Source organism: Caulobacter sp. GW821-FHT09B11 (assembly GCF_059418205.1).
In genome coordinates this window covers 13,278-39,914 of sequence record NZ_JBWKPK010000039.1, presented here as the reverse complement: position 1 = coordinate 39,914, position 26,637 = coordinate 13,278, and the positions used below count along the sequence as shown (strand labels likewise).

Sequence of the window (26,637 nt, the reverse complement as noted above, 5' to 3'; positions counted from 1 at the left end):
CCCCCCCCCCCCCCCCCCCCCCCCCCCCCCCCCCCCCCCCCCCCCCCCCCCCCCCCCCCCCCCCGAGACTGGGCGGGGCAGCGGCGGTCGCCCCCTCCGTCACGCTGCGTATCCGCAGCGCGCCACCTCCCCCGCTTTGCGGGGGAGGAGCGAAACGCCGAACGCCGCGACGGCTGAGCAGCTGTCGCGGCGTCCAAGGTCGGTGCGACCCCTCACCCGACCCCGCGCTGCGGGGCCACCCTCTCCCGCAAGGGGAGAGGGCTCGGCGGAGGCCCTAGTGGTTGGCGATGATCACCGAGGCGATCAGGCCGGTGGCGACGGCGGCCAGGACGTACTGGTCGTTGACGCGCTGCCAGCGGTAGCCGCGCGGCGGCTGGCGCAGGCCGTGACGGCGGTAGTCCTTCACGTAGTAGCCGTCGCCGCGATAGTGGGCGTCCAGGCGCTGGCCCTTGGCCCAGCGGCGGGCTTCCCGGCGATCGTCGCGACGGTCGTCACGGCGCTCCTGGCGGGCCTGGTCCTTGCGGCCCTGCTCGTAGGCGCGCTGCTGCTGATAGCGGTCGTCGTGGCGGGGCTGGGCCATGGCCGTCCCCGACAGGGCGGTCCCGGCCAGCAGCGAGGCGGCGACGGCGGTGATGATGAGACGCTTCATGGCGTAGTCCTTTCCTTCGATGTCCCCACCTTAGACAGGTCGTTTTGGACTGGTGATGAACGGCGAAGATCAGGAACGGTTCATGTTTCATTCATGAAATATTGTAGCAATACCTGCGCTATTCGAGTTGCGCCGATCGGCGATTTCACGCGTTGAGTGCGCATGACCCTGAAGCTTCGCGATAAGCTCCGCATCGACCCGCGCCGCGACCTGCCCGTGCTGCTCAAGGCCGCCCGGCGCGAACTGGCCGCCACCGCCGCCCTGCTGGTGGCGGGCCTGGGCCTGCTGGCCTTCCTGAACATCGCCGACGAGGTGGTCGAGGGCGACACCCGCCGGCTGGACCTGCAGGTCCTGCAGTCCCTGCGCCTGCCCGGCCAGCCGCACCAGCTGATCGGCCCCGAATGGCTGCACACCGCCGCGGCCGACGTCACCGCCCTGGGCTCGGTGACGGTGCTGACCCTGCTGGTGATCCTGGCCCTGGCGGTCCTGGCCAGCCTGCGCCGCTGGGCCGAGGCGCTGGTGGTGCTGGTCGGGGCGGCCGGCGGGGTGGCGATCAGCCAGGGCCTCAAGCACCTTTTCCTGCGCGAGCGGCCCGACCTCGTCTACCGCGCCGTCGAGGCGGCCAATCCCAGCTTCCCCAGCGGCCACGCCATGCTGTCGGCGGTGGTGTTCCTGACCCTGGGGGCGCTTGCCGCGCGGTTTTCGCAGAAGCGCCGGCTGAAGGCCCTGGCGCTGGGGGCGGCGGTGTTCTTCTCGGTGCTGGTGGGATTGAGCCGGATCTATCTCGGCGTCCACTGGGCCAGCGATGTGCTGGCCGGCTGGTGCGTCGGCGCGGCCTGGGCCATGGCCTGCTGGCTGGCGGCGTGGGGGTGGTCCAGATTCTTTCCTTCTCCCCTCGCCACCGAGGAACCTCCCCCTCTGGGGGAGGCGGCCGAAGGCCGGAGGGGGGACGGTTTCAGCTGATGCGGGTCTGGCCAGCCTTGGCGCCACGCCCCCCACGCCGCTTCGCGGCTGCTCCCCCATGGGGGGAGCTTCCCTGAGGAGCCGGCAGGCCCCTGCTTTAAGCCGCCGCAACCGCCCCGGTGTTGCGCCGCATGCGCCAGAAGCGGATCGTCCGCAGGGCGCTCTCGCGGGGCAGGGCGGCGTAGAGTTCGCCGTACGCCTTGGCCTTGCCCATCACCTCGTCCGACGGATCCAGGATCAAGAGGGCGAAGGTCAGGAACAGGGCGCGGTCGAAGTCGGCCGCCTTGCAGACCACGGCCAGGCCGTCGAGCTCCTTGCGCTCGAGGATCTTGCGGGCGGTGTGGAAGTCGATCTCGGCCATGTCCGACAGGGCGCCGAGGAACAGGGTGGTCTGCTTGGCGCGCAGCATGCCGGCCAGGGCCTGGGGCGTGATGCGGCCGCGGGCCTTGATCCTGGCCAGCTCGGCCATGGCCGCGTCGTAGTCGGCCGGCAGGGCGCCGTCGCGGGCGGCCAGGCGGTTGCGGCCGGCGGCCAGGGCCGCTTCCAGCACCGCAGGGTCCAGGGCCTCGTTGCGGGCCATGATCCGGTCGCGCAGCCGGGCCTCGGCCACGAAATACATCTCGTTCAGCAGGTCGACCGGCAGGCTCTGGCGGTCGATCACCGCCTCGTGCAGGGCCGGATTGGCCTGGGCGCGGTCGACCACGGTCTCGTGCGCCGCGCGCGACAGCTCCGCGCCCTCGTTGCGGATCAGCACGCCCAGGGTGTCGTCGTCGCCGCGCGCCACGATGGCGTCGGACACCGCGCTCGACACGTGGGCCCGGCTGGAGATCGCCCGCAGGTGCTCCTGGCCTTGCGTCTGGGCCACGTGCAGCAGGTCGGCGTCCGACAGCACGGCCGCGCCCGACAGGATCGGGCTGGCGACGGCGATGCTGTCGCTGATCAGGTTGCGGGTCAGGGTCGGCGGCGGGCTGGCCGACTGGCCCAGGCGCTCGGCCAGCTCGACCCGGACGGCCTCTTCCATCTCGCCGGCCAGCTGGCCCATGACCTGGTCGAACAGGCCCATCTCGACGGCGCCGTGGTCGTCGCCGGTGAAGAACAGGTCGGTCACCCCGCGCAGCAGGTCGCGGCGGCGGGCGCTGGACGGCTCGTCGGCGAGGGCGATCAGGTCGTGCAGCCGCGATTGCAGCATCAGAGGTCGCTCTCCTCGGCGGTCTTTTTCTTCTTGGTCGGCGCGTCGCGGCCGGCTTCCTGGGCGGCCTGCGCCAGCCACGCGGCCGAGCCGTGGTCGGCCTCGCCGTCATCCGCGGGGGCGGTGGCGACGGCGGCCGGGTCGACGGCCATCAGCACCGTGTTGGGCGGGCCGGGGGCCTCGATGCGGTCGGGCGTCAGGCCGAACATCCGGCCCACCGAATAGGTGCGCGGGGCGAGACCATCCGGGGCGCGGGCGTTGGCGGCGTAGGTGGTGGTCTGGGCCTGGGCGGGCGGACCGCCGGCCAGCTCGCGCGGCGCGGCGGGCGCGGCGGGCGGGATCGGGGCCGAGGCCACGGGCGGCGAATAGAGGCTGGTCGGCAGGGCGCCCTGAGGGGGCGCCTGTTGCGGAACCGGCTGGGCGTAGACGGGCGCGGGAACGCTCTGCTGCGGCGCGACCGGCGCCGGCGCGGCGTTGGCGTAGCCGGCCCAGGCGGCCATCGGGGCGGGGCGGCCGTTGCCGCGCGGGTCCTGCGCGTCGGGCGCCGGGGCGGCGGCCTTGCCGGCCCAGCTCAGGGTCGGACCGGTGTAATCGGCGCGGGCGGCGGTCTCCACGCGCTGGCTGCGCGGCCCGTAGCGGCTCTCGCGTGCGTCCTCGGCGCGCGCCGGAACGGCGACGCTGGCGAGCAGCAGCAGGGACAGAACGAGGCGCATGCCGGTCCGGACGTGGGTATTGCAGTCTGCAACCCTTAGCCGACGCCGCTTAATCCCCGCCTAACGGCGAGGCTCGAACGTCGGGCGTGCGACGTTTTGGGCGCCGGGGATGTGCGGGGTCAGCCACGGCCACTCCCCCTTCCTCCCGTCATTCCCGCCCTTGTGGCGGGAAACCCTGGTTCCGCTCGTACGGGCGGCGCAAGCGGCGTGCCGAGCACGCCGCCCCATCCGCACCTGCGGCTGACAGAGGGGTTCCCGCCACAAGGGCGGGAATGACGGGAGTTAGGGAGGTAGCGGTTGGAAAAGGCCGGCCCCTACCGCCCCCGCCACCACGCCAGCAGCCGCCGCTCGGCCGCCGCCAGGGCCGCGTGCAGGGCCACGGCCAGCAGGGCCAGCACCGCCAGGGCCGCGAAGCCGCGTGCGGTCTGCAGGCGGTTGAAGCTTTCCAGCATCCGCCAGGCCAGGCCCTGGCTCGCGCCCGAGCCGGCCACGAACTCGGCCGCCACCGCGCCCACCAAAGCCAGGCCCGCCGCCACCTTGATCCCCTCCAGGATCGCCGGCAGGGCCGAGGGCAGGCGCAGGCGCACCAGCCGCTGCCAGGCGCTGGCGCCATAGAGGTCGAACAGACGCGACAGGTCCGGATCGGCGGCCTTCAGCCCGGCCACGGCCCCAGAATAGATCGGGAAGAAGGCGATCACCGCCGCCAGCGCCGTCACCGCCCGGCCCGGATGGTCGATGCCGGCCCAGATCGTCACCAGCGGCGCTATGGCGATCACCGGCGTCACCTGCAGGATGGCGGCGACGGGCCGGAACGCGTCCTCGACCACCGGCCGCAGGGCCGCCGCGAACGCCAGCGCCAGGGCGACGAGGGCGGCCAGGACCAGGCCCGCCAGCGCGGTCGACAGCGTGCCCCAGGCGCTGAGCGCCAGCAGGGGACCCGCCTCGACCAGGGCCTTTGTGATCTCCGACGGGGCCGGCAGCAGGTAGGCGGGCACGTGCAGGAGGCGGCAGGCGCCCTCCCAGGCGGCCAGCAGGAAGGCGACGAAGAGGACGGGGGCGAGGAGGCGGGTCATGCGGGACCCCCTCCGTCGGCTTCGCCGCCACCTCCCCCAGAGGGGGAGGATCTGGCCGGCGCCGGTTCCTCAAGATGCTCCCCCCTTGGGGGAGCTGTCGGCGAAGCCGACTGAGGGGGCCGCGCGAGCAGCGCGGACACGGCCTCGACCGTCTCGCGGAACGCCGCCGTCGTCCGGAACCCCGCCGGCCTCACCAGCGGCCCGTCCACGACCACCTCGCCCGCAACCACCCCCGGCCCGGGCGTCAGCACCACCACGCGGCCGGCCATGTAGACGGCCTCTTCGACATTGTGGGTGACGAACACCACGGCCGGCGCCAGGTCGGCGCACAGGGCCAGCACGTCGTCGGCCAGGGCGCGGCGGGTGATCTCGTCCAGGGCCGCGAAGGGCTCGTCCAGCAGCAGCAGGCGCGGGCGGGTGACCAGCGCCCTCGCCAGCGAAGCCCGCATGGCCATGCCGCCCGACAGCTGCGCCGGCCGCGCGTCCTGCGCGCCGTCCAGCCCCACCTGCGCCAGGGCTTCTCGCGCCTTGGCCCGCGCCTCCCGCGCCGGAACGCCGGCCAACTCCAGCGGCAGCGCCACATTGGCCGCCGCGCTCATCCACGGCGCCAGGGTCGGCGCCTGGAACACCACCGACGTCTCGCCCTTGCCCGCCGCCCGGGCGACGCTCCCCCGCGTCGGGTTTTCGAGCCCCGCCAGCAACCGCAAAGCCGTCGACTTCCCACACCCCGACGGCCCCACCAGCGCCACCACCTCGCCGGCCGCCAGCGCCAGGTCGACCGGCCCCAGGGCGCGGCCGCGCGGATAGTCGACCTCGACCTGATGGAGAGAGGCGATTGTCACTTCTCCTCCCCCGCATCGCGGGGGAGGGGGACCAGCGAAGCTGGTGGAGGGGGCGACCGCCGCTCAGAATTCGGCCGAGCCAAACCGCCCACGCGCTCGGCCGCGACCGTCCACACGCCCAGCGCCACCTCGTCCGGATCCCGCAAAAAGTCGCCGGCGGCGATGCGCATGACCTCGATCCCCTGCGACGCGAGCCACGCGTCCCTGCGCGCGTCATGCCTCGCCTGATCGGCCGTGTCATGCCCCGCGCCGTCGATCTCCACCGCCAATCGCGCCGCCGAGCAGTAGAAGTCGAGGATATAGGCGCCCACGGGATGCTGGCGGCGGAAGGTCGGGCCTTCGCTCCGACGGCGCAAACGCTGCCAGAGCATGGTCTCGGGCAGGGTCATGTCGCGGCGCAGGCGGCGGGCGCGTTTCAGCGTCAGGACTGGTGAGCGCATGTGCGGCGGTCGCCCCCTCCACCAGCTTCGCTGGTCCCCCTCCCCCGTTTCACGGGGGAGGAACTATTTCGGCAGGAAGCCCAGGCTGTAGGCCTTCTTGTAGTCCAGGCCCTTGTCGTAGACCCCCTGGTCGGCCGCCACCTGGAAGAACTCGGCCCAGCGGGCGTCGGTCATGGCGCCGATGCCGTCCTTGGGCACGATGCCGTAGGACCGCATCTTGTCCCGGGCCTGGTCGAGCAGGTCCTGGGTCATTTCGGGGTTGTCCTTGAGGATCGCCGCGTCGCCCGGCTTGGCGTCGCCGTAGAGATAGCTCTTCCAGCCCGCCGCCAGGGCGTCGCTGATCGCCTGCACCTGAGCCGGCTTCTGGGCGATCATCGCGTCGCTCACCAGGGCGAAGCTGGCATAGGCCGGGTAGCCGTCGTCGGCCAGCAGGAACACCGCCGGCTTCTCCCCGCCCGCCTTCTCGATCAGATAGGGCTCGGACGTCGCATAGCCCTGCTGGATCAGGCTCTTGTCGGCCAGGAACGGCGCGACCGAGTAGTTGTACTTGCGCACCTGGGCGTCGGTGAAGCCGTGCTTGGCCTTCAGCCACACCCAGAACGCCGTCACCGAGGCGTCCGACAGCAGGATCGGCTTGCCCTTCATGTCGGCGATGCTGGCGATCCCCTGGCCGGGATGGGCGATCAGCACCTGCGGGTCCTTGTCCATGTAGGCGGCGACGGCTTTGACCGGCACGTTCTCCTTGGCCAGGTTCAGCACGATGAAGCTGTTGGAGCCGACCCCGATGTCCACCGCCCCGGTGGCCAGCAGCTGCGGCACGTTCACCCCGGGCCCGCCCTGGACGATGGTCACGTCAAGCCCGCGCTTGCTGAACTCCCCGGTCGCCACGGCCTGGTAGTAGCCGCCCAGCTCCGCCTGCGCCCGCCAGTCGGTGGCCAGCTTCAGCCTGGTCAGCCCGGGGGCGGCGTCCTTCCTGGCCGGCGAACAGGCGGCGGCGAGCGCGGCGAGGCCGGCTGCGGTCACGGCGCGGCGCGAAAAGGTCATGACGGATCCCCCGATACGATGCGGCGCGGAGGTTAGCGGGGGCTGTCCCGCAGGCAAAGCCTTTGCCCACATTCTCCCGTCATTCCCGCCACCCAACCTCCCGTCATTCCCGCCATCCAAACTCCCGTCATTCCCGCCCTTGTGGCGGGAAACCCTGGTTCCGCTTGCACGTGAGGCTAAAGCGGCGTGCCGAGCACGCCGCCCCTACTGCCCTTGCGGCTGACAGAGGGGTTCCCGCCACAAGGGCGGGAATGACGGGAGTGAAAATGGGTGACGTGAACAAAATAAGAACTTAAGGTTGTGGCGATCGTTCAGAGAGCCGTCGCCATGGACCTCAACGCCGCCTGGATCGCCGTCTACATCATGGCCGATCGCTATCGCGGCACGCTCTACATCGGCGTCACCGCCGACTTCCAGACCCGGATCGTCCAGCACCGTGAAGGCGCCGGTTCGGGCTTCACCCGCCGTTACGGACTGAAGTGTCTCGTCTGGTGCGAAATCCACGACACGATGGCCGACGCCATCCAGCGCGAGACCTCTCTCAAGCGCTGGTCGCGCCAGTGGAAGATCAACCTGATCGAGCGCGACAACCCGCGCTGGGACGATCTCTATTCGGCCGTTTTCGAGTGGACGCCCGTTCCGCGCCAGGTGTGACGGCTATGTCCGCCCCAAAACTCCCGTCATTCCCGCCACCCAACCTCCCGTCATTCCCGCCCTTGTGGCGGGAAACCCTGGTTCCGTTCGCACGGGCGGCGCAAGCGGCGTGCTCGGCACGCCGCCCCACTCTCACCTGCGGCTGACAGAGGGGTTCCCGCCACAAGGGCGGGAATGACGGGAGAAGAAGGGAGCGGTCGAAGCCTCGCCGCCGCCGCCCCGCCTAATCCCCCGCCTCCAGCCAGCGCCCGATCTTGGCGTACAGCACCTCGCGCTGCACGGGCTTGGCGATGTGGTCGACCATGCCGGCGGCGAAGCAGCGTTCGACCTGTTGGGGCAGGGCGTCGGCGCTCATGGCGATGATCGGCACGCGGCCGGCCGCGCCCTCCAGGCCGCGGATGGCCCGGGTGGCGGCCAGGCCGTCCATCTCGGGCATGTGGATGTCCATCAGGATGATGTCGAAATGATCGCGCGCCGCCGCCGCCAGGGCCTGGCGGCCGTTCTCGGCGGTCTCGACATGGCAGCCGGCCAGGCGCAGCAGCCCGACCCCGATCTCGCGGTTCATCGGGTGGTCGTCGACCAGCAGGATCCGCGCCGCCCGGGGATCGCGGGCGGCCTCGGGCGCGGGCGCGGCCAGGGGCTCGGCCTCGGCGGCCGGCAGTTCGAACCAGAAGCACGAGCCGTGCCCGGGCGCGCTGTCGGCCCCGATCCGCCCGCCCATCAGCTCGACAAGCGACTTGCTGATCGCCAGGCCCAGCCCCGCGCCGCCGTAGGCCCGGGTGGCCCCGCTGTCGAGCTGCACGAACCGCTGGAACAGCCGCGCCTGGTCCTCGATCGGCACGCCCACCCCGGTGTCGATCACCTCGAAGCGCAGCCGGTCCTCGACCTCGCCGGGCTCGACCACCAGCCGGGCGACGATCTTGCCGCGCTCGGTGAACTTCACGGCGTTGTTGAGCAGGTTCAGCAGCACCTGGCGCAGGCGCAGGGCGTCCAGGTCGTGCAGGCCCTCGACCGGATCGACGATGTCGATCTCGACGCTGAGGTTCTTGCCCTCGGCCTCGGCCTGCACGATGCCGACCGCGTCGTGCAGCACGGCGCTGGCCGAGGCCGGCTGCAGCAGCAGCTCGACCTGGCCGGAATCCACCCGCGAGACGTCGAGGATGTCGCTGACCACGGTCAGCAGGGCCGCGCCGGCGGTGTCGATCATGCCCACCTGCCGCTGGGCGTCGGCCGGCAGGTCCTCGCGCCCGGCCAGCAGCTGGGCGAAGCCGAGGATGCTGTTCAGCGGCGTGCGGATCTCGTGGCTCATGGTGGCCAGGAACTCGGTCTTGGCCTCGGCGGCGGCCAGCGCCCGGGCCCGGGCCGAGCGGGTCAGCTGCTCGCGCCGCACCAAGAGGCGCCGCAGCCGCTCCTGCTGGGCCAAAGCGAGGCCCGCCGCCAGGGCGGTGACGAACACCACGGTGACGAAGCACTGGATCAGCCGGGTCATCTGCGGCGGGTTCCACGGCTCCAGCAGGTGGCCCTGCCAGATGTTCCACACCCCCAGCGGCAGCGACACCGCCGCGATGGTCAGGGCCGCCTCGGCCGCTCCGCGCGGACCCAGCCGGAAGGCGCAGAGGATGGCGGCGGGGAACAGCACGAAGGGCAGGGGCGCGCGGGTGTCATGGAACACCGCCGCCGTCAGCACCGCCATCAGCAGGAACAGGCCCGCCCGCTCGCCGGCCGAGCGGTGGAAGGTGCGCCGGTGCTCGGAATCGATCAGCACCAGCACCGCCGGCACGATCAGCGCCATGCCCAGCGCCCCGCTGACGAACCAGTCGCGCCACACCCCAAGGAACGGCTGGTGCTCCAGCAGGGCCAGCAGCCCGGCGGCGACCCCGGCCGTGACCGCCACGACGGGGGCGATCACCGTCACCAGCAGGGCCAGCTGGCGCATGGTCCGCACCCGGGGCGGCCCGCCGAACGCCCGCCGCACGGCCTCGCGCGCGCCCCAGGCCTCGGCCAGGTTGACGGCGGTGAAGATCAGGGTCCGCTCAGGCGTGTCGCCCAGCGCCAGGCAGACGGCGAGATGGGCGATCCCGACCACCACCGTCAGGATCAGCCGGCGGGGCGGCCCGAGGGCCATCAGGCCGACGGCCAGCAGGGCGGTGCACGGCCACAGGGCGGCGATCCCGTGCGGCCCACGGGTGAAGTAGTCGCTGAACAGCTGCGTCACGACGAAGGCGGCCGCCAGCACGACCAGCAGCATCGTCTGTCGCCCAGTCTCCTGTAAGGCGGCGCTTCGCGTCATCTTGTTCCCGTTCCCCAGACGGAAAACTTACGCCGAACGGCGATTTCAGTTTCGGCAGCAATGAACTCTGTGACGCTTTGCCGCAACGCTTTTTGATAGCGTCGACTACCCGACGAAGGGGGTGAAGGCCTTGCCGCGCAAGGCTTTGCGCGGTTTCATGCTACAGCTTGATGTTGAGGCGCCTCCGCCTTCGCCCTGGGCGGGCGCTCGCCGGGATCAGCCAGGGGCAGGGTTTCGCCCAGGTCGAAGCCGGCTTCCCAGATGATGCGGTTGAACTGCCGCACCGCCGCCGGCTCGACACGGGTGGCGCCGAACAGCACCGCCGCGCGGCCCATTTCTTCGGGCAGGACGCAGACGCCCAGCAGCCGCCGTAGGGCCGGATCGGCCTCCAGAAGCCGCACCTGGGCCTCGACGGCGGCCCTGGCCGCGTCGTCGCCGTCGGCGCTCAGGGCCTCGATGGCCGTGTCGCGGTCCTTCTCCTCGGGGGCGTAGGCCGCGTCGAGCAGCAAGGGCTGCCTGGCCAGCGTCCGCCAGGTCACCGGCCACTCGGTCGACAGCGCCACCCACAGGGCCAGCTGCCGCCAGGCCCGGGTGTCGTCGTCGGTCGACAGCAGCCCCGGCCCCCGGTAGCCGAAGTACCGGGCGCCGACCGCGGCGAACAGCGGGAAGGCGTTGATCACCCGCTTGATCTGGCGCGGGTTGTTGGGCAGCAGCGGCGCCAGGCCGGCCAGCAGCTTCTCGGTCTGCCGGATCATTTCCACGTCGCCCACGGCCTCGACCGTGATGCGGCTGGCGGCGTCGGCCTGGATCGCCTCGACCTCGACCTGTTCGGCCCTGGCCCGCTGGATCAGGCCATGGACGGTCCTTTCGCGATCGGAGGCGGGGGCCGAGGTCTTCATCGCCGCGTCGACGGCCTGGGCCAGCTCCACCTGGGCCGCGGTGGGGGGCGGCGTAGGGGCCGCTTTGGGGGCCGCGGCTGAACCCGCGGCGGGGGTCGTCTTGGCGTCCGAAGCCTCTTCGGCCGCCGTCGGCGCGCGCAGGTGGGCGCGGGTGTAGCGGTCGCGGGTCTCGGGGCTCATCGCCGGCAGCACGAACGACAGCTGGAACACCTTTTCGACGAAGCGCGCCCCCAGGCTGGCCTCGGGACCCAGCACCAGGCCCTTCATGTCGGCGTGCCACACCGAGTGGGCGGTCTCGATCCAGTGCCGGTCGCCCAGGATCATGACGAACATCCGGGGCGACTGCAGGATGGTCTGGAAGCCGCGCAGCAGCTCGACCACGTGCTTGGGCGCGCAGCGGTCCAGGTCGTCGACGATCAGCAGCACCGGCCGGCGGCCCAGCTCCAGCATCTGGCGGAAGGTCTTGCGGAACCGCGCGATCGGATCGCCCACGCCGATGCGCTTGGTCTCGCCGGAGAAGTCGAGGTCGGGGGCGAGGGATTGCGACACGAGGGCGCCCAGCGAGGCCAGCCCTCCACCCAATGCGCCCAGGCCCAGCACGGCCAGCTCGATCGTGGTCTTGATCTTCCCCGGATCCACCGAGCTGCCGTTCCATGCCTGCCAGGGGATGAACCTCAAGCTCAGCAGAAGCAGGCCGAAGGCCAGCACCGTCAGGATCAGGTGCTTGAGCAGGCGCGGATTGGAAAGCTGGAAGGAGACGCCAAGAAACACCACCCGGGTCCAGCGCCACAACGCCCAGGCCATGCCGCCTCCAGCCCGTAGGATATCCAATGGACTGGCGCGGAGCGAGGCCAGGGTCCCGTCGTGCCGGTGGAAGTCTTCGAGGGCCGCGCAGCGGAGGGCTTTTGCGACGTCGAGATGGATCTGCCACCACGGCGGCTCGACGTCCTGGTAGCGCCAGGCGTTCGACTTCACGATGATCCAGGGGCGCCGGCCCTCGCGCGGATGCGGCTCCCATCCAGTCGGATCGTAGTCGCCCAAAAACACGCCATCCAGCGACGGGGGCGGCGTCGTCGCCAGGCTTTCGATCTGGCCGCGTAGAAAATGCGCCTCGCGCAGTTGGGCGCCGAAGGGGTTGAGCACTTCGGCCACGAAGTTGGCGAAGGTCGTCTTGCCGCCGCCCCAGGGCGCGTCGACATGGACGATGAAGGCGTCGTCGGCGATTTCCCGTTCGTCCCTCGGCTTTGCCTTCTTGACCCCCTTGGGCCGCAGTCCGTTGCGCCGGCACCAGATGTCGTGCAGCCGCCGCGCCAGCGCCACGGCGAACTCCCCCCGGTCCAGCAGGTCGACGTCATGGGCGGGGGTGTCGGAGAGGTATTCCGACTGGGCGTCGAAGGGCGGCGGGGGCGGAGAGGCGTCTGCCGGCTTCTCCTTGCCGCCACTGCCCTCGCCGCCATCGACCTTGTCGTCGTCAGGTATCGGAACCTGTTGTCCGATCTCGTGGATGTGCGGATACTCGGCCAGCGCATCCTCGATCGATTGGCCCCTGGCGAGCAGGGCTTCGGCGACGTCGTCACTCAAGGGAAATGGCGGGACATCTGCGGACGCCAGGATAAGCGACAGAATCTCGGTCTGGAGACTGTCCAAGCTATGCACGCCGCCGGCGGCGGCCCGCAGCAGCGGACCCGTCTGGTCTTCGATCAGCGAGCGCGGAAACTGTTCCCTGTCGAAGACATGGGTGATCGTCACCGGCCACCGACGGTTCTTGCCGTCATCCTCGAAGCGGCGCTCGGGACCCGCGGCCAGCACCCCGAAGGCGACGATCGCGCCGCGGCCCGGATGCTCGGCGGCGTCTCGCCCGGCGAGCAGAACCACGGCGTGGCCGCGACGAAACCGCTTCAGGTGAGGGTCGCCGTTCTTGATCCAGAACAGGATCTTGCCGGGCGCCAGCTCGCCCAGCCATTTGGAGTCCCATTCCGACGGGCTCGCATAGAACACCGAGGCGTCCACCGTGCGAGCTTCGGGCGGCGCGCCCTTGCGCTCCGCGCGGCGTCTAGGCGGCTCGTCTGCTTTGGGCGGCGTCGCAAACGCCTCCAGCTCTTCCAGATCGACGTCGGCAGGTGGCGCGATGATGACGGAGGCGTCTGATCGGCGACTCCATGCAGTCAGGTCGAGTGCTTGGCGCGTGATTGCCAAGCTCTCACCAGCCGTCAGGCCGCCCGCGCCCATGCCCATCAGGGGCAACCAGATATCCGTAGCTTTGGCCAGCCGGGTATCGCGAAAGGCGGCAATCAGCGCGTTCATCAGAAGAACCCGCGTTTCATGCTCGTCATTCACCGTGACGACGAACACAAGGATCGATGCCCCCTGTTGGACGATCGCATAGCCTGCACGCAGTTTCGTCGTGTCGGGAATGAGCGACGCCGATAGCCCGAGCGAGTCCAGGATGTAGGTGTTGAGCAGGCCGGGGCTGCCAGCGTGGTCGCACGGGATGAAGATGACATCGCCATACGGCGGCGCGCCTGGCAAAACGTTGACTGTCCGCTCCCAGAAAGGCTTGTAGGTTTCCTCCGCCATGCCATCCCCCGATGAGTTCCACTCAGGGGTGCATCAAGGCGGGCATGCTCGTCAACTGAGCCGCCTAAGCCGCCGCCGTCTCCCGACCGATCCACTGGTTGAGCGCCGTGATCAGCGCGTCGCGCTGGATCGGCTTGGCGACGTGGTCGACCATGCCGGCCTGGCGGCAGCGTTCGATCTGGTGGGGCATGACGTCGGCCGAGAGGGCGATGATCGGCACGCGGGCGGCGGGGCCGTCCAGGGCCTTGATGGCGCGGGCGGCGGCCAGGCCGTCCATGCGCGGCATGTGGATGTCCATCAGTATGACGTCGAAGTCGCCGTCGGCGGCGATGCGCACGGCCTCGTCGCCGTCCTCGGCGGTCTGCACCGCGCAGCCGGCCAGGGTCAGCATGGCCGCGCCCAGCTCGCGGTTCATCGGATGGTCGTCGACCAGCAGCACCCGGGCGGCGGCCTCCTGCTCGACGCGCGGCGCGTCGGCGGCGCACAGCGGCGAGGCGGGCACGGTGAACCAGAAGGTCGCGCCCTGGCCCAGGGCGCTGTCGACCCCGATCTCGCCGCCCATGCGGGTGACCAGGGTCTTGCTGATCGCCAGCCCCAGGCCCGCGCCGCCGAACGCCCGGCTGATCGAGCCGTCGGCCTGGCTGAACCGCTGGAACAGGCGGTCCTGCACCTCGGGGGCGATGCCGATGCCGGTGTCGGCGATGGTGAAGCGCAGGCGCTCGGCGCCGTCGGCCGCCGTTTCGAGGCCGACCGTGGCCCGCACTCCGCCGCCGGCGGTGAACTTCACGGCGTTGTTGAGCAAGTTCAGCAGCACCTGGCGCAGGCGGGCCGGATCCAGGGCGTAGTCTCCGGCCGCCTCCAGGTCGGCCTCGACCGACAGCGACAGGCCCTTCGACTGCGCCGACAGGGCGATGATCGAAGCGGCGTCGGCCAGCAGGGCTGCCGGGTCCACGGCCTCGGGCCGCAGCTCGACGCGGCCGGCCTCCAGGCGCGAGAAGTCCAGAATGTCGTCGACGATGGTGGCCAGCGAGCCGCCGGCCTGGGCGATCAGTTCGAGCTTGCGGCGGCCGGCGGGCGAGAGGCCGTCCTCGGTTTCGGCCAGCAGGCCCGCGAAGCCCAGCACGCTGTTCAGCGGGGTGCGGATCTCGTGGCTCATGGTCGCCAGGAAGTCGGTGCGGGCGCGGCCGGCGGCCTGGGCGCGGGCCCGGGCGGCGCGGGCGGCGGCGCTGCGGCGGGCCATCAGGGTCTTCAGCCGCGCCTCCTTGTAGAGCGACAGGGCCGCGGCCAGCGAGGTGAAGAACACCGTGGTCACGAAGGCCTGGACCATGCGGATGCGGTCGACCTCGTCCCAGCGCGGGGCGATCCGGGCCACGCCTTCGCTGCCGATGGTCAGCGGAGCGGTCACGGCGATGATCACCACGGCGCTCCAGGCCGCGCCGCGCGGGCCCAGTTGGAAGGCCGCCAGCATGGCCGCGGGAAAGATCAGGAACGGCATCGGCGTGCGAGCCTTCAGGAAGGCGAAGGCGGTGACCGCCGCCACCAGGCCGTACAGCGCCAGCCGCACCGACAGCGGCCGGCGGAAGGCCAGGTCCGGGGTCGGGTCGAGGATGATCAGGGCCGCGGGCAGGGTGATGATCATGCCCATCCCGTTGGCCGAGGCCCAGCCGGCGAAGAAGTTGGCCAGGTTCGCCCCGACCAGCGGCGCGGTCAGGCCGGCGCCCACGGCCGCGGCGGTCAGGGTGATGGGCAGGATCGCCGCCACCAGCACCAGGGCCTGGCGCACGCTGCGGATCGAGGCCCGGGGGCCGCGCAGGCGGCGGATGACGGCCACCGCGCCCAGGGTCTCGGCCATGTCGCAGGCGGCGTAGATGACGATGACCAGCCACGGGTCGCCGGCCAGGTGATGGACCACGGCGTTGGTGGCCAGGGCCAGGCCCAGCATGATCCGCCGCTGCACCGGTCCCAGGTGCAGCAGGGCGGCGGCCAGTATGGCGTTCATCGGCCACAGCGAGGGCATGCCGTTGGAGTCGCGGGTCAGGAGGTCGCTGAACGCGAACGAAATCACGAACGCCGCGGCGAGGCCGGCCAGCCGCAGCCACGGCGCGGCGGCGCTCTCCTGTCCTGGTTCGGCTGTTGCGTCCAAGGCCCCGTATTCCCCCTCCGGCCGCGCGGGCGGCCGGGCATCCCCATCGATCACGCCCAACCGGAAAAAGGGTTAAGGCAGAACGCTTTTTCCGTATGCGGCCAAGTTCTGCGACGTTCCGTCGCGCTCCGGTTGCTCCGGCGTCCGGCGCTCGCCCTCCCGCGGCCCCTCGGCCAGGGCGCGCGACACGGCGGCCATCAGCTCCTCGCGGCGGATCGGCTTGGGCACGTGGCCGTCCATGCCGGCGGCGCGGCAGCGGGCCACCTGCTCGGGCAGGACGTCGGCGCTCAGCGCCAGGATCGGGGTGGCGGCGGCCGGCCCGTCGAAGGCGCGAATGGCGCGGGCGGCGGCCAGGCCGTCCATGCCCGGCATGTGCACGTCCATCAGGATCAGGTCGAAGCCGCCGCTGCGGGCGGCCTCCACGGCCTGGAAGCCGTCCTCGGCGGTGAACACCTGGCAGCCGGCCAGGGTCAGCAGGGCGTCGCCCAGCTCGCGGTTCATCGGGTGGTCGTCGACCAGCAGCACGCGGGCGGCGGCCGGGGCGGGCAGGGCCTCGTCGACGGCCGGGGCGGCGGCGGCCGGCTCGGCGGTCAGGGCGATGTGGAAGGCGGCGCCGGCCCCCAGCGCGCTCTCGACCCAGATCGCGCCGCCCATCTGGCCGACCAGCGCCTTGCTGATCGCCAGGCCCAGGCCCGTGCCGCCATAGGCGCGGCTGATCGAGCTGTCGGCCTGGCTGAAACGCTGGAAGAGACGCGCCTGCACCTCCGGAGCGATGCCGATGCCGGTGTCGGTGACGCAGAACCGCAGGGCGCCGGGCTCGGGCCCCACCACCAGCCGGGCCGCGACCCGGCCCTCCGTGGTGAACTTCACGGCGTTGTTGAGCAGGTTCAGCAGCACCTGGCGCAGGCGGGTCTCGTCGAGGGCGAACAGGGCCTCGGGGTCCTGTCCGCCCAGCGCTTCGATCGAGGCGGTGACGGCCAGGCCTTTCCCCTGCGCCTCGGGGGCGATGATGGCGGCGGCGTCGCGCAGCAGGGCGGCGGGGGAAGCAGGTTCCAGGGTCAGCTCCAGACGGCCGGCCTCGACCTTGGCGAAATCCAGCAGGTCGCCGACGATCTCGGCCAGCGAACGGCCGGCGCGGCCGACCAGGTCCAGGCGCCGGCGGTTCTCGGGCGACAGCTCGGCGTCGTCGGCCACCAGGCCCGTGAAGCCGAGGATGCTGTTCAATGGGGTGCGGATCTCGTGGCTGATCGTGGCCAGGAACTCCGACTTGGCGGCGTTGGCGGCCTGGGCGCGGGCCTGGGCGGCGCGGGCGGCGGCCTGGCGGCGCACCAGCAGGGCCGAAAGCCGCGCCTGGCGGCTCAGGGCCAGGGCGGCGGCCATGCTCACCGCATAGAGCACGACGTGGAACAGCAGCAGGTGGCGCATCGGTTCGGCGGCCGCCTTGGCGTCCAGCCCGACGATCGACAGCACCGCCGGAATGGCCGTGGCCAGGGCGACCATCACCGCCAGGGCCGCCGCCCGCGGGCCGCCCCGGAAGGCCGCCAGCACCACCGGCGCGAACACCAGCACCCGCAGCTGCGGCGGGCCGGAGAACACCAGCCACGAGATCGCGCCGATCGCCCCCAGGCCGAAGGTCGGCTCCAGCCAGCCGCGCACCGGGAAGGCCTCGGCGTGGCGGCGGTCCATCAGGATCAGTATGGTCGGCAGGGCCACGGCCACGCCCAGCACGTTGCTGGTGGTCCAGCCGCTCCAGCCGGTCCAGAAGCCGCCGCCCTCGGCCAGCGAGGCCAGGCCGTTGACGCCGATCGAGGTCACCGCCGTGAAGACCGCCGACACCAGGGTCAGCACCAGCAGGCCGCGCATGCCACGCACCCGTCCGGGCAGCCGCAGCAGCCGCAGGGCCACGGCCGTCGCCGTGATCTGCACAGCGTCCAGCGCCGTCACCGCCACGGCGAAGGCCGCCGACTTGCTGGTCGCCAGGCTGAGCGCCAGGTGCAGCAGGGTGCACACCGCCAGCAGCCCGACGCCCCGGCGACGGTCCAGCACCATCAGCCCGGCGATCAGCACGGCGTTGGCCGTCCAGATGGTGGCGATCTCCTGGGCCGCGCCGGTCAGGAACAGGCTGTAGGCCATCGACGCCAGATAGGCGATCGTCAGCCCCACGGGCCGGCGCCAGCGGCGCAGGGCCCATTGGCGCGCATCAGCGCGATCGATCGCGATGTCGAGGCGGTCGGTCCCCACGATGTTCCCCAGCGCGCCCGGGGCCGATGAGGCGGCCAGGGGCGCGGTCTGGCCGTACAATGCGGACGAAACGTCGGTTTTTGGTTAAGTGCGGCGACGCGGGGGAGGTTGCAGGGGCGCCCTTGCGGGCTCCTCATCCGATTTACGTCGTCATCCCGGCCGAAGCGCAGCGTAGAGCCGGGACCCAGGGGGCTGGGCGCGGCGCTCAGGTCCGCCGCCCGCCCGCTAGCCGCCGCCCTGCGCTTGGCCCCTGGGTCCCGGATAGCCTCTGCGAGGCTTCCGGGATGATGGGGGAGGATGGCCGCTACCCCCGCACGAACAGGTTCCGGATCCACTGCGAGCCGGCCTTGGCCGCCTGGCCCCAGTCCTCGTCGTCTTCGACCGCGTCCTGGGCGTAGCCCCAGGGATCGAACACCTTCAGCCGGGCGACCTTGAAGGCGGCGACGTCGCGGGTGACCAGGGTCAGGCCGTGCTCCAGGGCGGTGGCGGCCAGCAGGGCGTCGCGGGGATCGGCCAGGGGCACGCGCGAGCGGGTCCGCGCCACGGCGGCGTCCACCGGCAGGATGCGGCCCTCGAAGGCAGGGCCGACCTGCTCGTCCAGCCAGGTCCGCAGGGCCTTGCCGGCCAGCTTGTCGCGCCGCTCGGCCTGGGCGACCTCGGCCTCCAGCTCCAGCAGGGTGATCGCCGAGATGAACAGGCCCGAGCGCGCCACGCCGGCGGCCCAGCGCGCCAGGCCCGGATCGGTGCGTCCGGCCCTGGCCCCGCGCAGCTCCAGCACGATCTCGGTGTCGAGCAGGTGCATCAGCCGCGTCCCGGTTTCGCCGGCGCCCGGCCCCAGGCCGCCGACGACCTGGCCGGCTTGGCCTCGCCCGCTGGCGACTTGGGGGTAACCGGCTCGTCCATGGCCAGCAGGTCGACGATGGTCTCGGCCTGGCCGGCCAGCTTGCGATAGGCCTCGACGCTCATCAGCACGTGGGTGGCCCGGCCCCGGTCGGTGACGAACACCGGCTCGATTCTCGCCGCGCGCTTGGCCGCGCTGACGTCCTGATTGAACTCGCGGCTGCTGACCACCTTCATGAAGCGTCCGCTCCCGACCCGAAATGACAGGGCTGTCGTGTAGGTACGTACCTACGTAGTGGCGTTCGGGCAACGGATAATTCGTCAGCGAAAACAATCGAAAGCCGTCCGGCCGGGAGCAACCTGCGACGCATTGCGCATTGGTCAGATCTCTGCGCGGCATAGGGGCAAGGCGGCTCGCCGCAAAGAACGATCCTAGGGGGAACGAACCAGTGCCAGATCTGATCGCGCAGACCATCGCCACGGCGGCGGATCTGCTCAACGCCCATGGGCCGGCCACCAAGGCCGCCGCCAAGAGCTTCACGCCCACCGATTTCAGCGTGCACTTCTTCCTGCAGCTGGCCGTCATCGTGCTGGCCTGCCGTGTCGTCGGCTGGCTGGGCCAGAAGATCCTCAAGCAGCCCCAGGTCGTGGGCGAGATGATCGCCGGCGTGGTGCTTGGCCCGTCGCTGCTGGGCCTGCTGTTCCCCGACTTCCAGCTGGCCCTGTTCCCCAAGGAGACCAAGAACGTCCTGTACGTCGGCGCCCAGCTGGGCGTGGGCCTCTACATGTTCATGGTCGGCACCAGCTTCCAGGCCGGCCACTTCAAGGCCAAGGCCAAGAGCGCGATGAGCGTGTCGTTCGCCGGCATCGCCGCGCCGTTCCTGATCGCCGCCGCCATCACCCCGTTCCTGCTGAAGGTGCCGGGCCTGTTCGCCCCGAGCATCGGCCAGGGTCCGGCCACCCTGTTCATGGGCGCCTGCATCGCCCTGACCGCCTTCCCGATGCTGGCCCGGATCATCAACGAGCGCGGCCTGGCCAACACCTCGCTGGGCACCCTGTCGCTGACCGCCGGCGCCTTCGACGACGCCGTCTCCTGGTGCGTGCTGGCGGTGGTGCTGGCCACCTTCGGCGGCGGCCCGGGCGTGGCCCTGCTGGCCATCGGCGGCGGCCTGGCCTGGGTGGCCTCCGTCGTCGTGCTGGGTCCGAAGATCCTGGCCCCGCTGGGCCGCATCGTCGAGCGCGAGGGCGAGATGAGCACGGGCGTCCTGGCCCTGGTCATCCTGGCCTTCTGCATCTCGGCCTTCCTGATGGACGCCGTCGGCATCCACGCCATCTTCGGCGGCTTCATCCTCGGCGTCGTCATGCCGCGCGGCAAGCTGGTCGAGGAGCTGAAGAAGAAGGTCGAGCCGCTGGCCGTCGTGCTGCTGCTGCCGATGTTCTTCACCTATTCGGGCCTCAACACCCGGATGGACATGGTCAACTCGCCGACCCTGCTGCTGATCGCCCTGGGCATCCTGGCCGCCTCGATCCTGGCCAAGTGGGGCGCCTGCTACGTCGCCGCCCGCGCCACCGGCGAGAACCACGCCACCGCCATGGGCATCGGCGCCCTGATGAACTCGCGCGGCCTGATGGAGCTGATCATCATCAACATCGGCCTGCAGAAGGGCATCATCGGCCCGACCCTGTTCTCGATGCTGGTGCTGATGGCGATCGTCACCACGGTGATGGCCAGTCCGCTGTTCGAGGTCGTCTACGGCAAGAAGGCCCGCGAAAGCGGCGAGCTGGACGCGGTGGACGCCCGGGTGCCGAACGCGGCTTAATTTTCCCTCTCTCTGTGAGAGAGGGGCCCGCGCCGCAAGGCGTGGGAGGGTGAGAGGTAACAAAGCCGGCCGGTCTGGGCGCGAGGCTAAACACATTCGCCTCCCTAGGCCTTGTGCCTAGGGTCCAGGGTTCCGCCGCCGAGATCTCGGGCCGTTCGCGGCCACGCCGGCGGCGTCCAGTCTGAGGGCGCCGAGCCTGGCCCGGCCATGGGTCCTCGCCACAGGGGCGAGGAAGGCGGATTTGAAGACAAGGGCCGTCTCGAAAGGGGCGGCCCTTTTTCGTGGGCGAGACGGCCAAGGGCGTACCCTCTCACCCTCCCACCGCCTTTGGCGGCGGGCCCCTCCCTCTCTCCCCGAGAGAGGGATTTTTACGCCGGCTCCAGCGGCCGGTCGAAGCCGAAGCGGTTGATCTGCGAGATCAGGTCGCGGTGGCTGGGCAGGTCGTGGGTGGCGCGTTCGCCGAAGGCGCGGATGCGTGCGAACTGGCGGGCGGCGGACTGCACGTCGGGGAACTCGCCCCGGCCCGGCGACAGGTCGGTTTTGAAGCCCATGCCGTAGAGAATGTACTGGTAGTTGAAGAAGGCGAAGGTCTCGAGATCGAGGATGAAGTCGTAGCGGCTGGGCGGGCGGTGACGCCATTGCTCCAAAAGCTCGGTCAGCCGCTCGGGGATCGAGGCCGGGTCTGCATTGTCGCGCCAGAACGGCTCGGTGCGCCGGCTCAGGCAATAGTGCAGCTTCAGGAAGGCGATGATGTTGTCGTAGCGGGCGCTCATCAGCTGGTTGAAGCGCCGGGCCGGGGCGTCGATCGGGCCGTTGTGCGGGAAAAGCTCGGCGATGATCGCCACCGCCGCCTCGATCAGGACGACGCCGGTCGATTCCAGCGGCTCCAGGAAGCCCGCCGACAGGCCCACGGCCACGCAGTTCTTCACCCACTGCCGCTCGCGATAGCCGGCCTCGAAGCTTATCGCCTTGGGGGTGATCTCGACGTTCGGCCCGATGTGGGCGCGCAGGATCGCCTCGGCGCGGGCGTCGTCCATGTGGTCGCTGGAATAGACGCAGCCGACGCCGCGCGCGCCGGCCAGACCGATGTCCCAGATCCAGCCGGCCTCGTGCGCCGTGGCGACGGTGAAGCTCTGGATCGGCGCGTCGGGCCGATCGTACGCAACCCGGCAGGCCAGGGCGCGGTCGGTGAACAGCACCGGCCGGGTCGACTTGAACGGCGCCTTCAGGGCCTGGCCGATCAGCTCGGCGCGAAAGCCGGTGCAGTCGATGTAGAGGTCGGCCTCCAGCCGGCCGTGCTCGGCGCAGACGATGTGGTCGATGGCCCCGTCGGCGTCGAGCGCGACGTTCGTCAGCAGCCCCTCCAGCCGTTCCACGCCCAGTTCCCGGGCCCGGTCGGCCAGCACCTGGGCCAGCTTGGCGGCGTCGAAATGGTAGGCGTAGTTCAGCGGCCCGGCGAAGTTGCCCTCGTGCGGCCGCTTGGGCGCGCGCTGGGCGCCGGCCACCCGCGCCTGGATGGTCATGGCCTCGGCGAAGGGCGGCCGCGTGGCCTCGTCCTGCAGCAGCCAGTAGGGCGCCAGACTGGCCCCATCCGCCGAGAACGGCGCCTCGAACGGGTGGAAATACTGGTGGCGCTCGCCGCCCTCGGGCGCATGCCCCCAGTCGACGAAGCGGATGCCCTGCTTGAAGGTGGCCGAGGTCTCGCGGATGAACCGCGTCTCGTCGATGCCCAGGAACTGCAAGGTCGTGCGGATGGTGGGGAAGGTCGCCTCGCCCACGCCGATGATGCCGATCTCGGGCGACTCCAGCACCGTGATGCGCAGGTGGTCCTGCTCGGCGATGCGCAGGCTCTTGGCCAGATAGGCGGCCGTCAGCCACCCGGCCGTCCCGCCGCCCACGATGAGGATGCTGCGCCCACGCTCCATGGGTTCGTGCATAGCGCGTTTGCGCGGCAGGGGCATCACCCGCTCGTCATCCCGGAAAGCCCGCAGGGCTTATCCGGGACCCAGGGGACCGGGCGCTGCGCTTGATCCCGCCGCCCTGCCGTGGCCGGCGCGTTGCGGCGGCCCCTGGGTCCCGGCTCTGCGCTTCGCTCCGGCCGGGATGACGAGAAGAGATAGGGAAGGGGACCTACCCCAGCCGCAGCAACGCCGCCCCGTGCGGAGCCACCACCTGCTCCACCCGGCCCGACACGCGGCCCAGGTCCTCGCCGCTCCACAGGTCCCGCGCCGAGACCGAGCCCGAAAGCCCCAGGTCCCGCAGCGGCAGGCCCACCGTCTTCGGCTTTTCGGTGGTGTTGAACAGCGCCAGGTAGCGGGCGTTCTGCGCCCCCTCCGGCCGCGCCGACCAGATCCGCATGCCGTCGGCGATGAAGTGCGGCTGGTTGCCGGTGCTGGCCTGGTTCACCGCCAGCACGGCGCGGTTGGTCAGCAGGCTGAGCGTCGGCGCATCGAGGTGGCGCAGGTCGCCGCCCATGATCAGCGGCGAGCGGGCGATGGCCCACAGGGTCATCAGGGTGCGCTGCTCGTCCGGCGTGAACTTGGTGTCGCGCTGGCCGAGCGCCAGCCGCCCCAGCGGCAGCATGTCGGCGTCGGGCCAGCCGCCGACGACGCGGTGCTCGTTCCAGTTCTCCAGCCGGGTGAACTGGGCCTCCAGCATGTGCCACTCGTCCCAGAAGTCGTCCGAGATCCGCCACATCTGGGCGTAGCGGCGCACGTGGCCGGCCCGCGCCACCGGGGTCTCGCCAGGCGACAGCGACAGCACGATCGGCCGGCCGGTGGCCGCGATCGCCTTGTGCGCCGCCTCGATCTCGGGCGCGTGGGCGTCGTAAGGGCGGCTCATGTCGTCCATCTTGACGAAGTCGACGCCCCAGTCGGCCAGCAGCCGGAACACGCTGTCGTAATAGGCCTGGGCGCCGGGCCTGGTCATGTCGACGCCGTACATGTCCGGGTTCCACGGGCAGGTGCTGGCCGTGTCGGCGATGTCGGCGGCGCGGACCTTGGTCCCCAGGATCGGCAGGTTGGCCTTCACCGCCGCGCGCGGAATGCCGCGCATCAGGTGCACCCCGAACTTCAGGCCCAGGGCGTGGACCTGGTCGGCCAGGGCCTTGAAGCCCTTGCCCCCGGCGCTGGACGGAAAGCGGTTGGGCGCGGGGATCAGCCGACCGAAACCGTCCATCGCCGGCTGGGGATTGCGGTTGTACTCGTAGCTGGCCGCCTCGGGCTCGTACCACTGGATGTCGACCGTGAAGACGTCGTAGCCGAACGGCAGCAGCTTGGCGGCCATGATCCGCGCCGTCTCCAGCGACTGGGCCTCGGTGATGGTGGTGGCGAAGCTGTTCCAGCTGTTCCAGCCCATCGGCGGCCGCGGCGCCAGGCGCGCGCCAGGATTGGCGGGGGGCTTGCCAGGCTTTGGGGCGGCCGAAGCGGTGGTCGAGGCCGCGCCGGCCATCAGTCCGGCGGCCAGCAGGCCGCGCCGGTGCATGTCCAGGGTCACTCGCATCCTCCCGTGTTTTTGCTCTTGTCAGACAATATGGCGGGTCTGGCAAGCGGGTGGAGCGCGGTTCCTCCCCCCTCCGTAAAATCCCCGCGAAAGCGGGGACCCAGGCTTTTTCTGCCACCCGCCGTGCTCGACGATAAAACCCCTGGGTCCCCGCTTTCGCGGGGATTTTACGGAAGGAGGGGAGCCGCCGACTTGAGCCCCTCCGCCCATCATGCTCTCTTGCCCACAATAGTCAGACAAATGCCCGGGGAAGAACGCCATGGACCCGCACAAGCCGAGCCGCCGCGCCTTCCTGCTGGCCACCAGCGCCCTGGCCCTGGCCGGAACTGCCGCGACCGCCGCGCCGCCCTCCGAAGCCGGCCGCGTCGTCGCCGAGCCGGTCCCCGCCCGCCACGTGACCCTGAAGCCGTCGGTCTTCAGCCGAGCCGCCGACACGAACCGCGCCTACCTCGCCTCGCTGTCGCCCGACCGCCTGCTGCACAACTTCCACCAGGGCGCGGGCCTGCCGGTGAAGGCTCCGGTCTATGGCGGCTGGGAGGCCCAGAGCATCGCCGGCCACACCCTGGGCCACTGGCTGACCGCGTGCTCGCTGCAGGTGGCCCACACCGGCGATCCGCAGCTGCGCGAGCGCCTGGCCTACACCGTCTCCGAACTGGCCCGCGTCCAGGCCGCCCACGGCGACGGCTATGTCGGCGGCGCCACCCGCTGGGGCCAGTCCGACGCGGCGGCCGGCAAGCAGGTGTTCGAGGAACTGCGCCGGGGCGACATCCGCTCGTCGCGCTTCAGCCTCAACGACGGCTGGGTGCCGGTCTACACCTGGCACAAGGTGCATGCCGGCCTGCTCGACGCCCACCGCCTGGCCGCCACGCCCGGCGCCCTCGACGTCGCCACGGGCCTGGCCGGCTATTTCGCCACGATCATCGAGGGCCTCAGCGACGAGCAGGTGCAGAAGATCCTGGTCACCGAGCACGGCGGCCTCAACGAGGCCTATGCCGAGACCTACGCCCTGACCGGCGATGATCGCTGGCTGAAGGTCGCCCGCCGCCTGCGCCACAAGGCCGTGCTCGACCCCATCGCCGGCCAGCGCGACGAACTGGCCGGCCTGCACGCCAACACCCAGATCCCCAAGGTCATCGGTCTCGCCCGCCTCTACGAGGTCGGCGGCGATCCGGCCGAGGCGACGGCGGCGCGGTTCTTCCACACGGCCGTCACCCGCGACCACAGCTACGTCATCGGCGGCAATTCCGACCGCGAGCACTTCGGCAAGCCGCGCCAGATCGCCCGCCACATGGCCGAGACCACCTGCGAGGCCTGCAACAGCTACAACATGCTGAAGCTGACCCGCCACCTGTGGAGCTGGCAGCCGGACGGCGCCCTGTTCGACTATTACGAACGCACCCAGCTCAACCACATCCTGGCCCACCAGAACCCGGCCGACGGCCGCTTCGTCTATTTCATGCCGATGGCCGCCGGCGGCCGCCGCAGCTACTCCACCTACGAGGACAGCTTCTGGTGCTGCGTCGGCAGCGGCATGGAAAGCCACGCCAAGCACGCCGACAGCATCTGGTGGCGGGGCGGCGAGAGCCTCTATCTCAACCTCTTCATCGCCTCGAAGCTCGACCTGGGCGAAGGCGACTTCGCCATCGATCTGGACACCCAGTACCCGAGGCAGGACCAGGTGCGGCTGACGATCGTGCGCGCCCCCGAGGACGAGCGCGAGATCGCCGTACGCCTGCCGGCCTGGTGCGCCAGGCCGCAGATCACGGTGAACGGCCAGTCCGCCGGCCAGTCCGGCCGCGACGGCTACGCCCGCCTGTCGCGCCGCTGGAAGGCCGGCGACCGGATCGAGCTTTCCCTGCCGATGACGCTGCGGGCCGAGCCGACGCCGGACGACCCCAACCTCACAGCCTTCGTCTCCGGCCCGCTGGTGCTGGCCGCCGGCGTGGGCCTGGCCGACCGGCCGTTCGAGAAGGCCGCGCCGGCCCTGGTCGGCGACGGCCCGCCCGAAACCCTGCTGCGCCAGGTGGGCAAGCTGCCCCACACCTATGCCGGCCGCACGGCCCAGGGCGAGGCCGTGGTGTTCGGCCCGTTCTTCAACCAGTACGCCGACCGCACGGCGGTCTATGTCCCGACCTTCACCAAGGCCCGCTGGAAGGCCGAGGGGCCGGCCTACCTGGCCGCCGAGAAGCAGCGCATCGACACCGTCGCCCGCACGGTCGACGCCGTCTATCTGGGCGAGCAGCAGCCCGAGGTCGACCACGCGGTGAAGGCCGGGGCGGGCGAGATCATCCAGCTGAACGGCCGCAGCGGCCGCCGCATCGCCCCCGGCGGCTGGCTGGAGATGACGCTGAAGCGCCGGGCCGGTCCGCTGACCCTGCAGCTCGTCTACTGGGGCCAGGACATCGGCCAGTCGGCCAAGGTGCTGGCCGACGGCGCCGAGGCCGGCCGTTTTGCGACCCCCGCCGACCGCCGCGACGGCTTCTTCACCGCCGACGTCCCGCTGCCGGCGGGCGAGGGGACGGCCAGGGTGCGGATCGAGGCCGGGGACAATCCGGTGACGGTCTACGAGGTGAGGGTGCTGGCGGCGGCTACCGCGTAATCTAATTTGCGCGTCATCCCGGAAAGCCCGCAGGGCTTATCCGGGACCCAGGGGACTAGGCTCTGCGGATCGATCAAGCGCCACGGCGACGGCCGGCGCGGTGCGGCGGCCCCTGGGTCCCGGCTCTGCGCGCTACGCGCTCCGGCCGGGATGACGACAA

The 26,637-nt window shown here is 71.3% G+C and carries 18 protein-coding genes and 1 pseudogene; 4 read left to right on the top strand and 15 right to left on the bottom strand.

Annotation, left to right across the window (positions count from 1 at the left end; translation table 11 throughout):
- Positions 1-274 precede the first annotated feature (274 nt).
- Complete coding sequence (locus AC07N1_RS22495) at positions 275-649, bottom strand: RcnB family protein (protein ID WP_487290474.1); 375 nt, start codon at positions 647-649, stop codon at positions 275-277.
- A gap of 162 nt (positions 650-811) precedes the next feature.
- On the opposite strand from AC07N1_RS22495, the gene AC07N1_RS22490 reads away from it, so the two are divergent.
- Positions 812-1,612, top strand: coding sequence for a phosphatase PAP2 family protein (locus AC07N1_RS22490; RefSeq protein WP_494673813.1), 801 nt, complete (start codon positions 812-814; stop codon positions 1,610-1,612).
- A gap of 97 nt (positions 1,613-1,709) precedes the next feature.
- On the opposite strand, the gene AC07N1_RS22485 is transcribed toward AC07N1_RS22490, so the two are convergent.
- The 6 genes and pseudogenes from AC07N1_RS22485 to AC07N1_RS22460 form a co-directional block, all read right to left on the bottom strand.
- On the bottom strand, positions 1,710-2,801 hold the full coding sequence (locus AC07N1_RS22485; protein ID WP_494673812.1) for a DUF2336 domain-containing protein: 1,092 nt from the start codon (positions 2,799-2,801) through the stop codon (positions 1,710-1,712).
- Positions 2,801-3,514 carry a hypothetical protein gene (locus AC07N1_RS22480; protein WP_494673811.1) on the bottom strand — a complete coding sequence of 238 codons (714 nt, stop codon included), beginning with the start codon at positions 3,512-3,514 and terminating at the stop codon, positions 2,801-2,803. The genes AC07N1_RS22485 and AC07N1_RS22480 overlap by 1 nt, the downstream gene beginning before the upstream one ends.
- 314 nt (positions 3,515-3,828) lie before the next feature.
- Complete coding sequence (locus AC07N1_RS22475; protein WP_494673810.1) at positions 3,829-4,587, bottom strand: ABC transporter permease; 759 nt, start codon at positions 4,585-4,587, stop codon at positions 3,829-3,831.
- Between the two features lie 101 nt (positions 4,588-4,688).
- Positions 4,689-5,429: pseudogene (locus tag AC07N1_RS22470) on the bottom strand (ABC transporter ATP-binding protein); the annotation flags it as partial.
- Entirely contained in the window at positions 5,426-5,869 is a 444-nt protein-coding gene (locus AC07N1_RS22465) for an endonuclease domain-containing protein (RefSeq protein ID WP_494673809.1), read from the bottom strand. The gene AC07N1_RS22465 and the pseudogene AC07N1_RS22470, both read right to left, overlap by 4 nt.
- 63 nt (positions 5,870-5,932) lie before the next feature.
- Positions 5,933-6,913, bottom strand: coding sequence for an ABC transporter substrate-binding protein (locus AC07N1_RS22460; protein WP_494673808.1), 981 nt, complete (start codon positions 6,911-6,913; stop codon positions 5,933-5,935).
- A gap of 327 nt (positions 6,914-7,240) precedes the next feature.
- Between AC07N1_RS22460 and AC07N1_RS22455 the strand changes: the two genes are divergently transcribed.
- Complete coding sequence (locus AC07N1_RS22455) at positions 7,241-7,567, top strand: GIY-YIG nuclease family protein (RefSeq protein WP_494673807.1); 327 nt, start codon at positions 7,241-7,243, stop codon at positions 7,565-7,567.
- Positions 7,568-7,790: 223 nt separating this feature from the next.
- Here the strand turns inward: AC07N1_RS22455 and AC07N1_RS22450 are convergent, their stop codons facing one another.
- From AC07N1_RS22450 to AC07N1_RS22425, 6 genes are all read right to left on the bottom strand, one after another.
- Entirely contained in the window at positions 7,791-9,815 is a 2,025-nt protein-coding gene (locus AC07N1_RS22450; RefSeq protein WP_494673806.1) for an ATP-binding protein, read from the bottom strand.
- Positions 9,816-10,012: 197 nt separating this feature from the next.
- Entirely contained in the window at positions 10,013-13,060 is a 3,048-nt protein-coding gene (locus AC07N1_RS22445) for a P-loop NTPase fold protein (protein ID WP_494673805.1), read from the bottom strand.
- 337 nt (positions 13,061-13,397) lie between these two features.
- Positions 13,398-15,476, bottom strand: a complete 2,079-nt coding sequence (locus AC07N1_RS22440; protein WP_494673804.1) for an ATP-binding protein — start codon at positions 15,474-15,476, stop codon at positions 13,398-13,400.
- Positions 15,477-15,548: 72 nt separating this feature from the next.
- Positions 15,549-17,717 carry an ATP-binding protein gene (locus AC07N1_RS22435; protein ID WP_494673803.1) on the bottom strand — a complete coding sequence of 723 codons (2,169 nt, stop codon included), beginning with the start codon at positions 17,715-17,717 and terminating at the stop codon, positions 15,549-15,551.
- A 304-nt stretch (positions 17,718-18,021) separates the two neighbouring features.
- Positions 18,022-18,519, bottom strand: a complete 498-nt coding sequence (locus tag AC07N1_RS22430) for a type II toxin-antitoxin system VapC family toxin (RefSeq protein WP_494673802.1) — start codon at positions 18,517-18,519, stop codon at positions 18,022-18,024.
- Complete coding sequence (locus AC07N1_RS22425; RefSeq protein ID WP_494673801.1) at positions 18,519-18,794, bottom strand: type II toxin-antitoxin system Phd/YefM family antitoxin; 276 nt, start codon at positions 18,792-18,794, stop codon at positions 18,519-18,521. Before AC07N1_RS22425 ends, AC07N1_RS22430 begins: the two co-directional genes overlap by 1 nt.
- 212 nt (positions 18,795-19,006) lie before the next feature.
- Between AC07N1_RS22425 and AC07N1_RS22420 the strand changes: the two genes are divergently transcribed.
- Positions 19,007-20,377: a cation:proton antiporter gene (locus AC07N1_RS22420; RefSeq protein ID WP_494673800.1), complete on the top strand. Its 1,371-nt coding sequence runs from the start codon at positions 19,007-19,009 to the stop codon at positions 20,375-20,377.
- A gap of 368 nt (positions 20,378-20,745) precedes the next feature.
- Here AC07N1_RS22420 and AC07N1_RS22415 read toward each other — a convergent pair whose 3' ends face one another.
- Together AC07N1_RS22415 and AC07N1_RS22410 are read right to left on the bottom strand one after the other, a co-directional pair.
- The gene (locus AC07N1_RS22415) at positions 20,746-22,302 is read right to left on the bottom strand and encodes a tryptophan halogenase family protein (RefSeq protein WP_494673814.1); all 1,557 of its coding nucleotides are present in this window, start codon (positions 22,300-22,302) and stop codon (positions 20,746-20,748) included.
- A gap of 205 nt (positions 22,303-22,507) precedes the next feature.
- A complete protein-coding gene (locus AC07N1_RS22410) occupies positions 22,508-23,878 on the bottom strand; it encodes a glycoside hydrolase family 27 protein (protein WP_494673799.1) in 1,371 nt (456 codons plus the stop codon).
- A 259-nt stretch (positions 23,879-24,137) separates the two neighbouring features.
- On the opposite strand from AC07N1_RS22410, the gene AC07N1_RS22405 reads away from it, so the two are divergent.
- A complete protein-coding gene (locus tag AC07N1_RS22405) occupies positions 24,138-26,477 on the top strand; it encodes a beta-L-arabinofuranosidase domain-containing protein (protein WP_494673798.1) in 2,340 nt (779 codons plus the stop codon).
- The last annotated feature ends 160 nt before the right edge of the window (positions 26,478-26,637 follow it).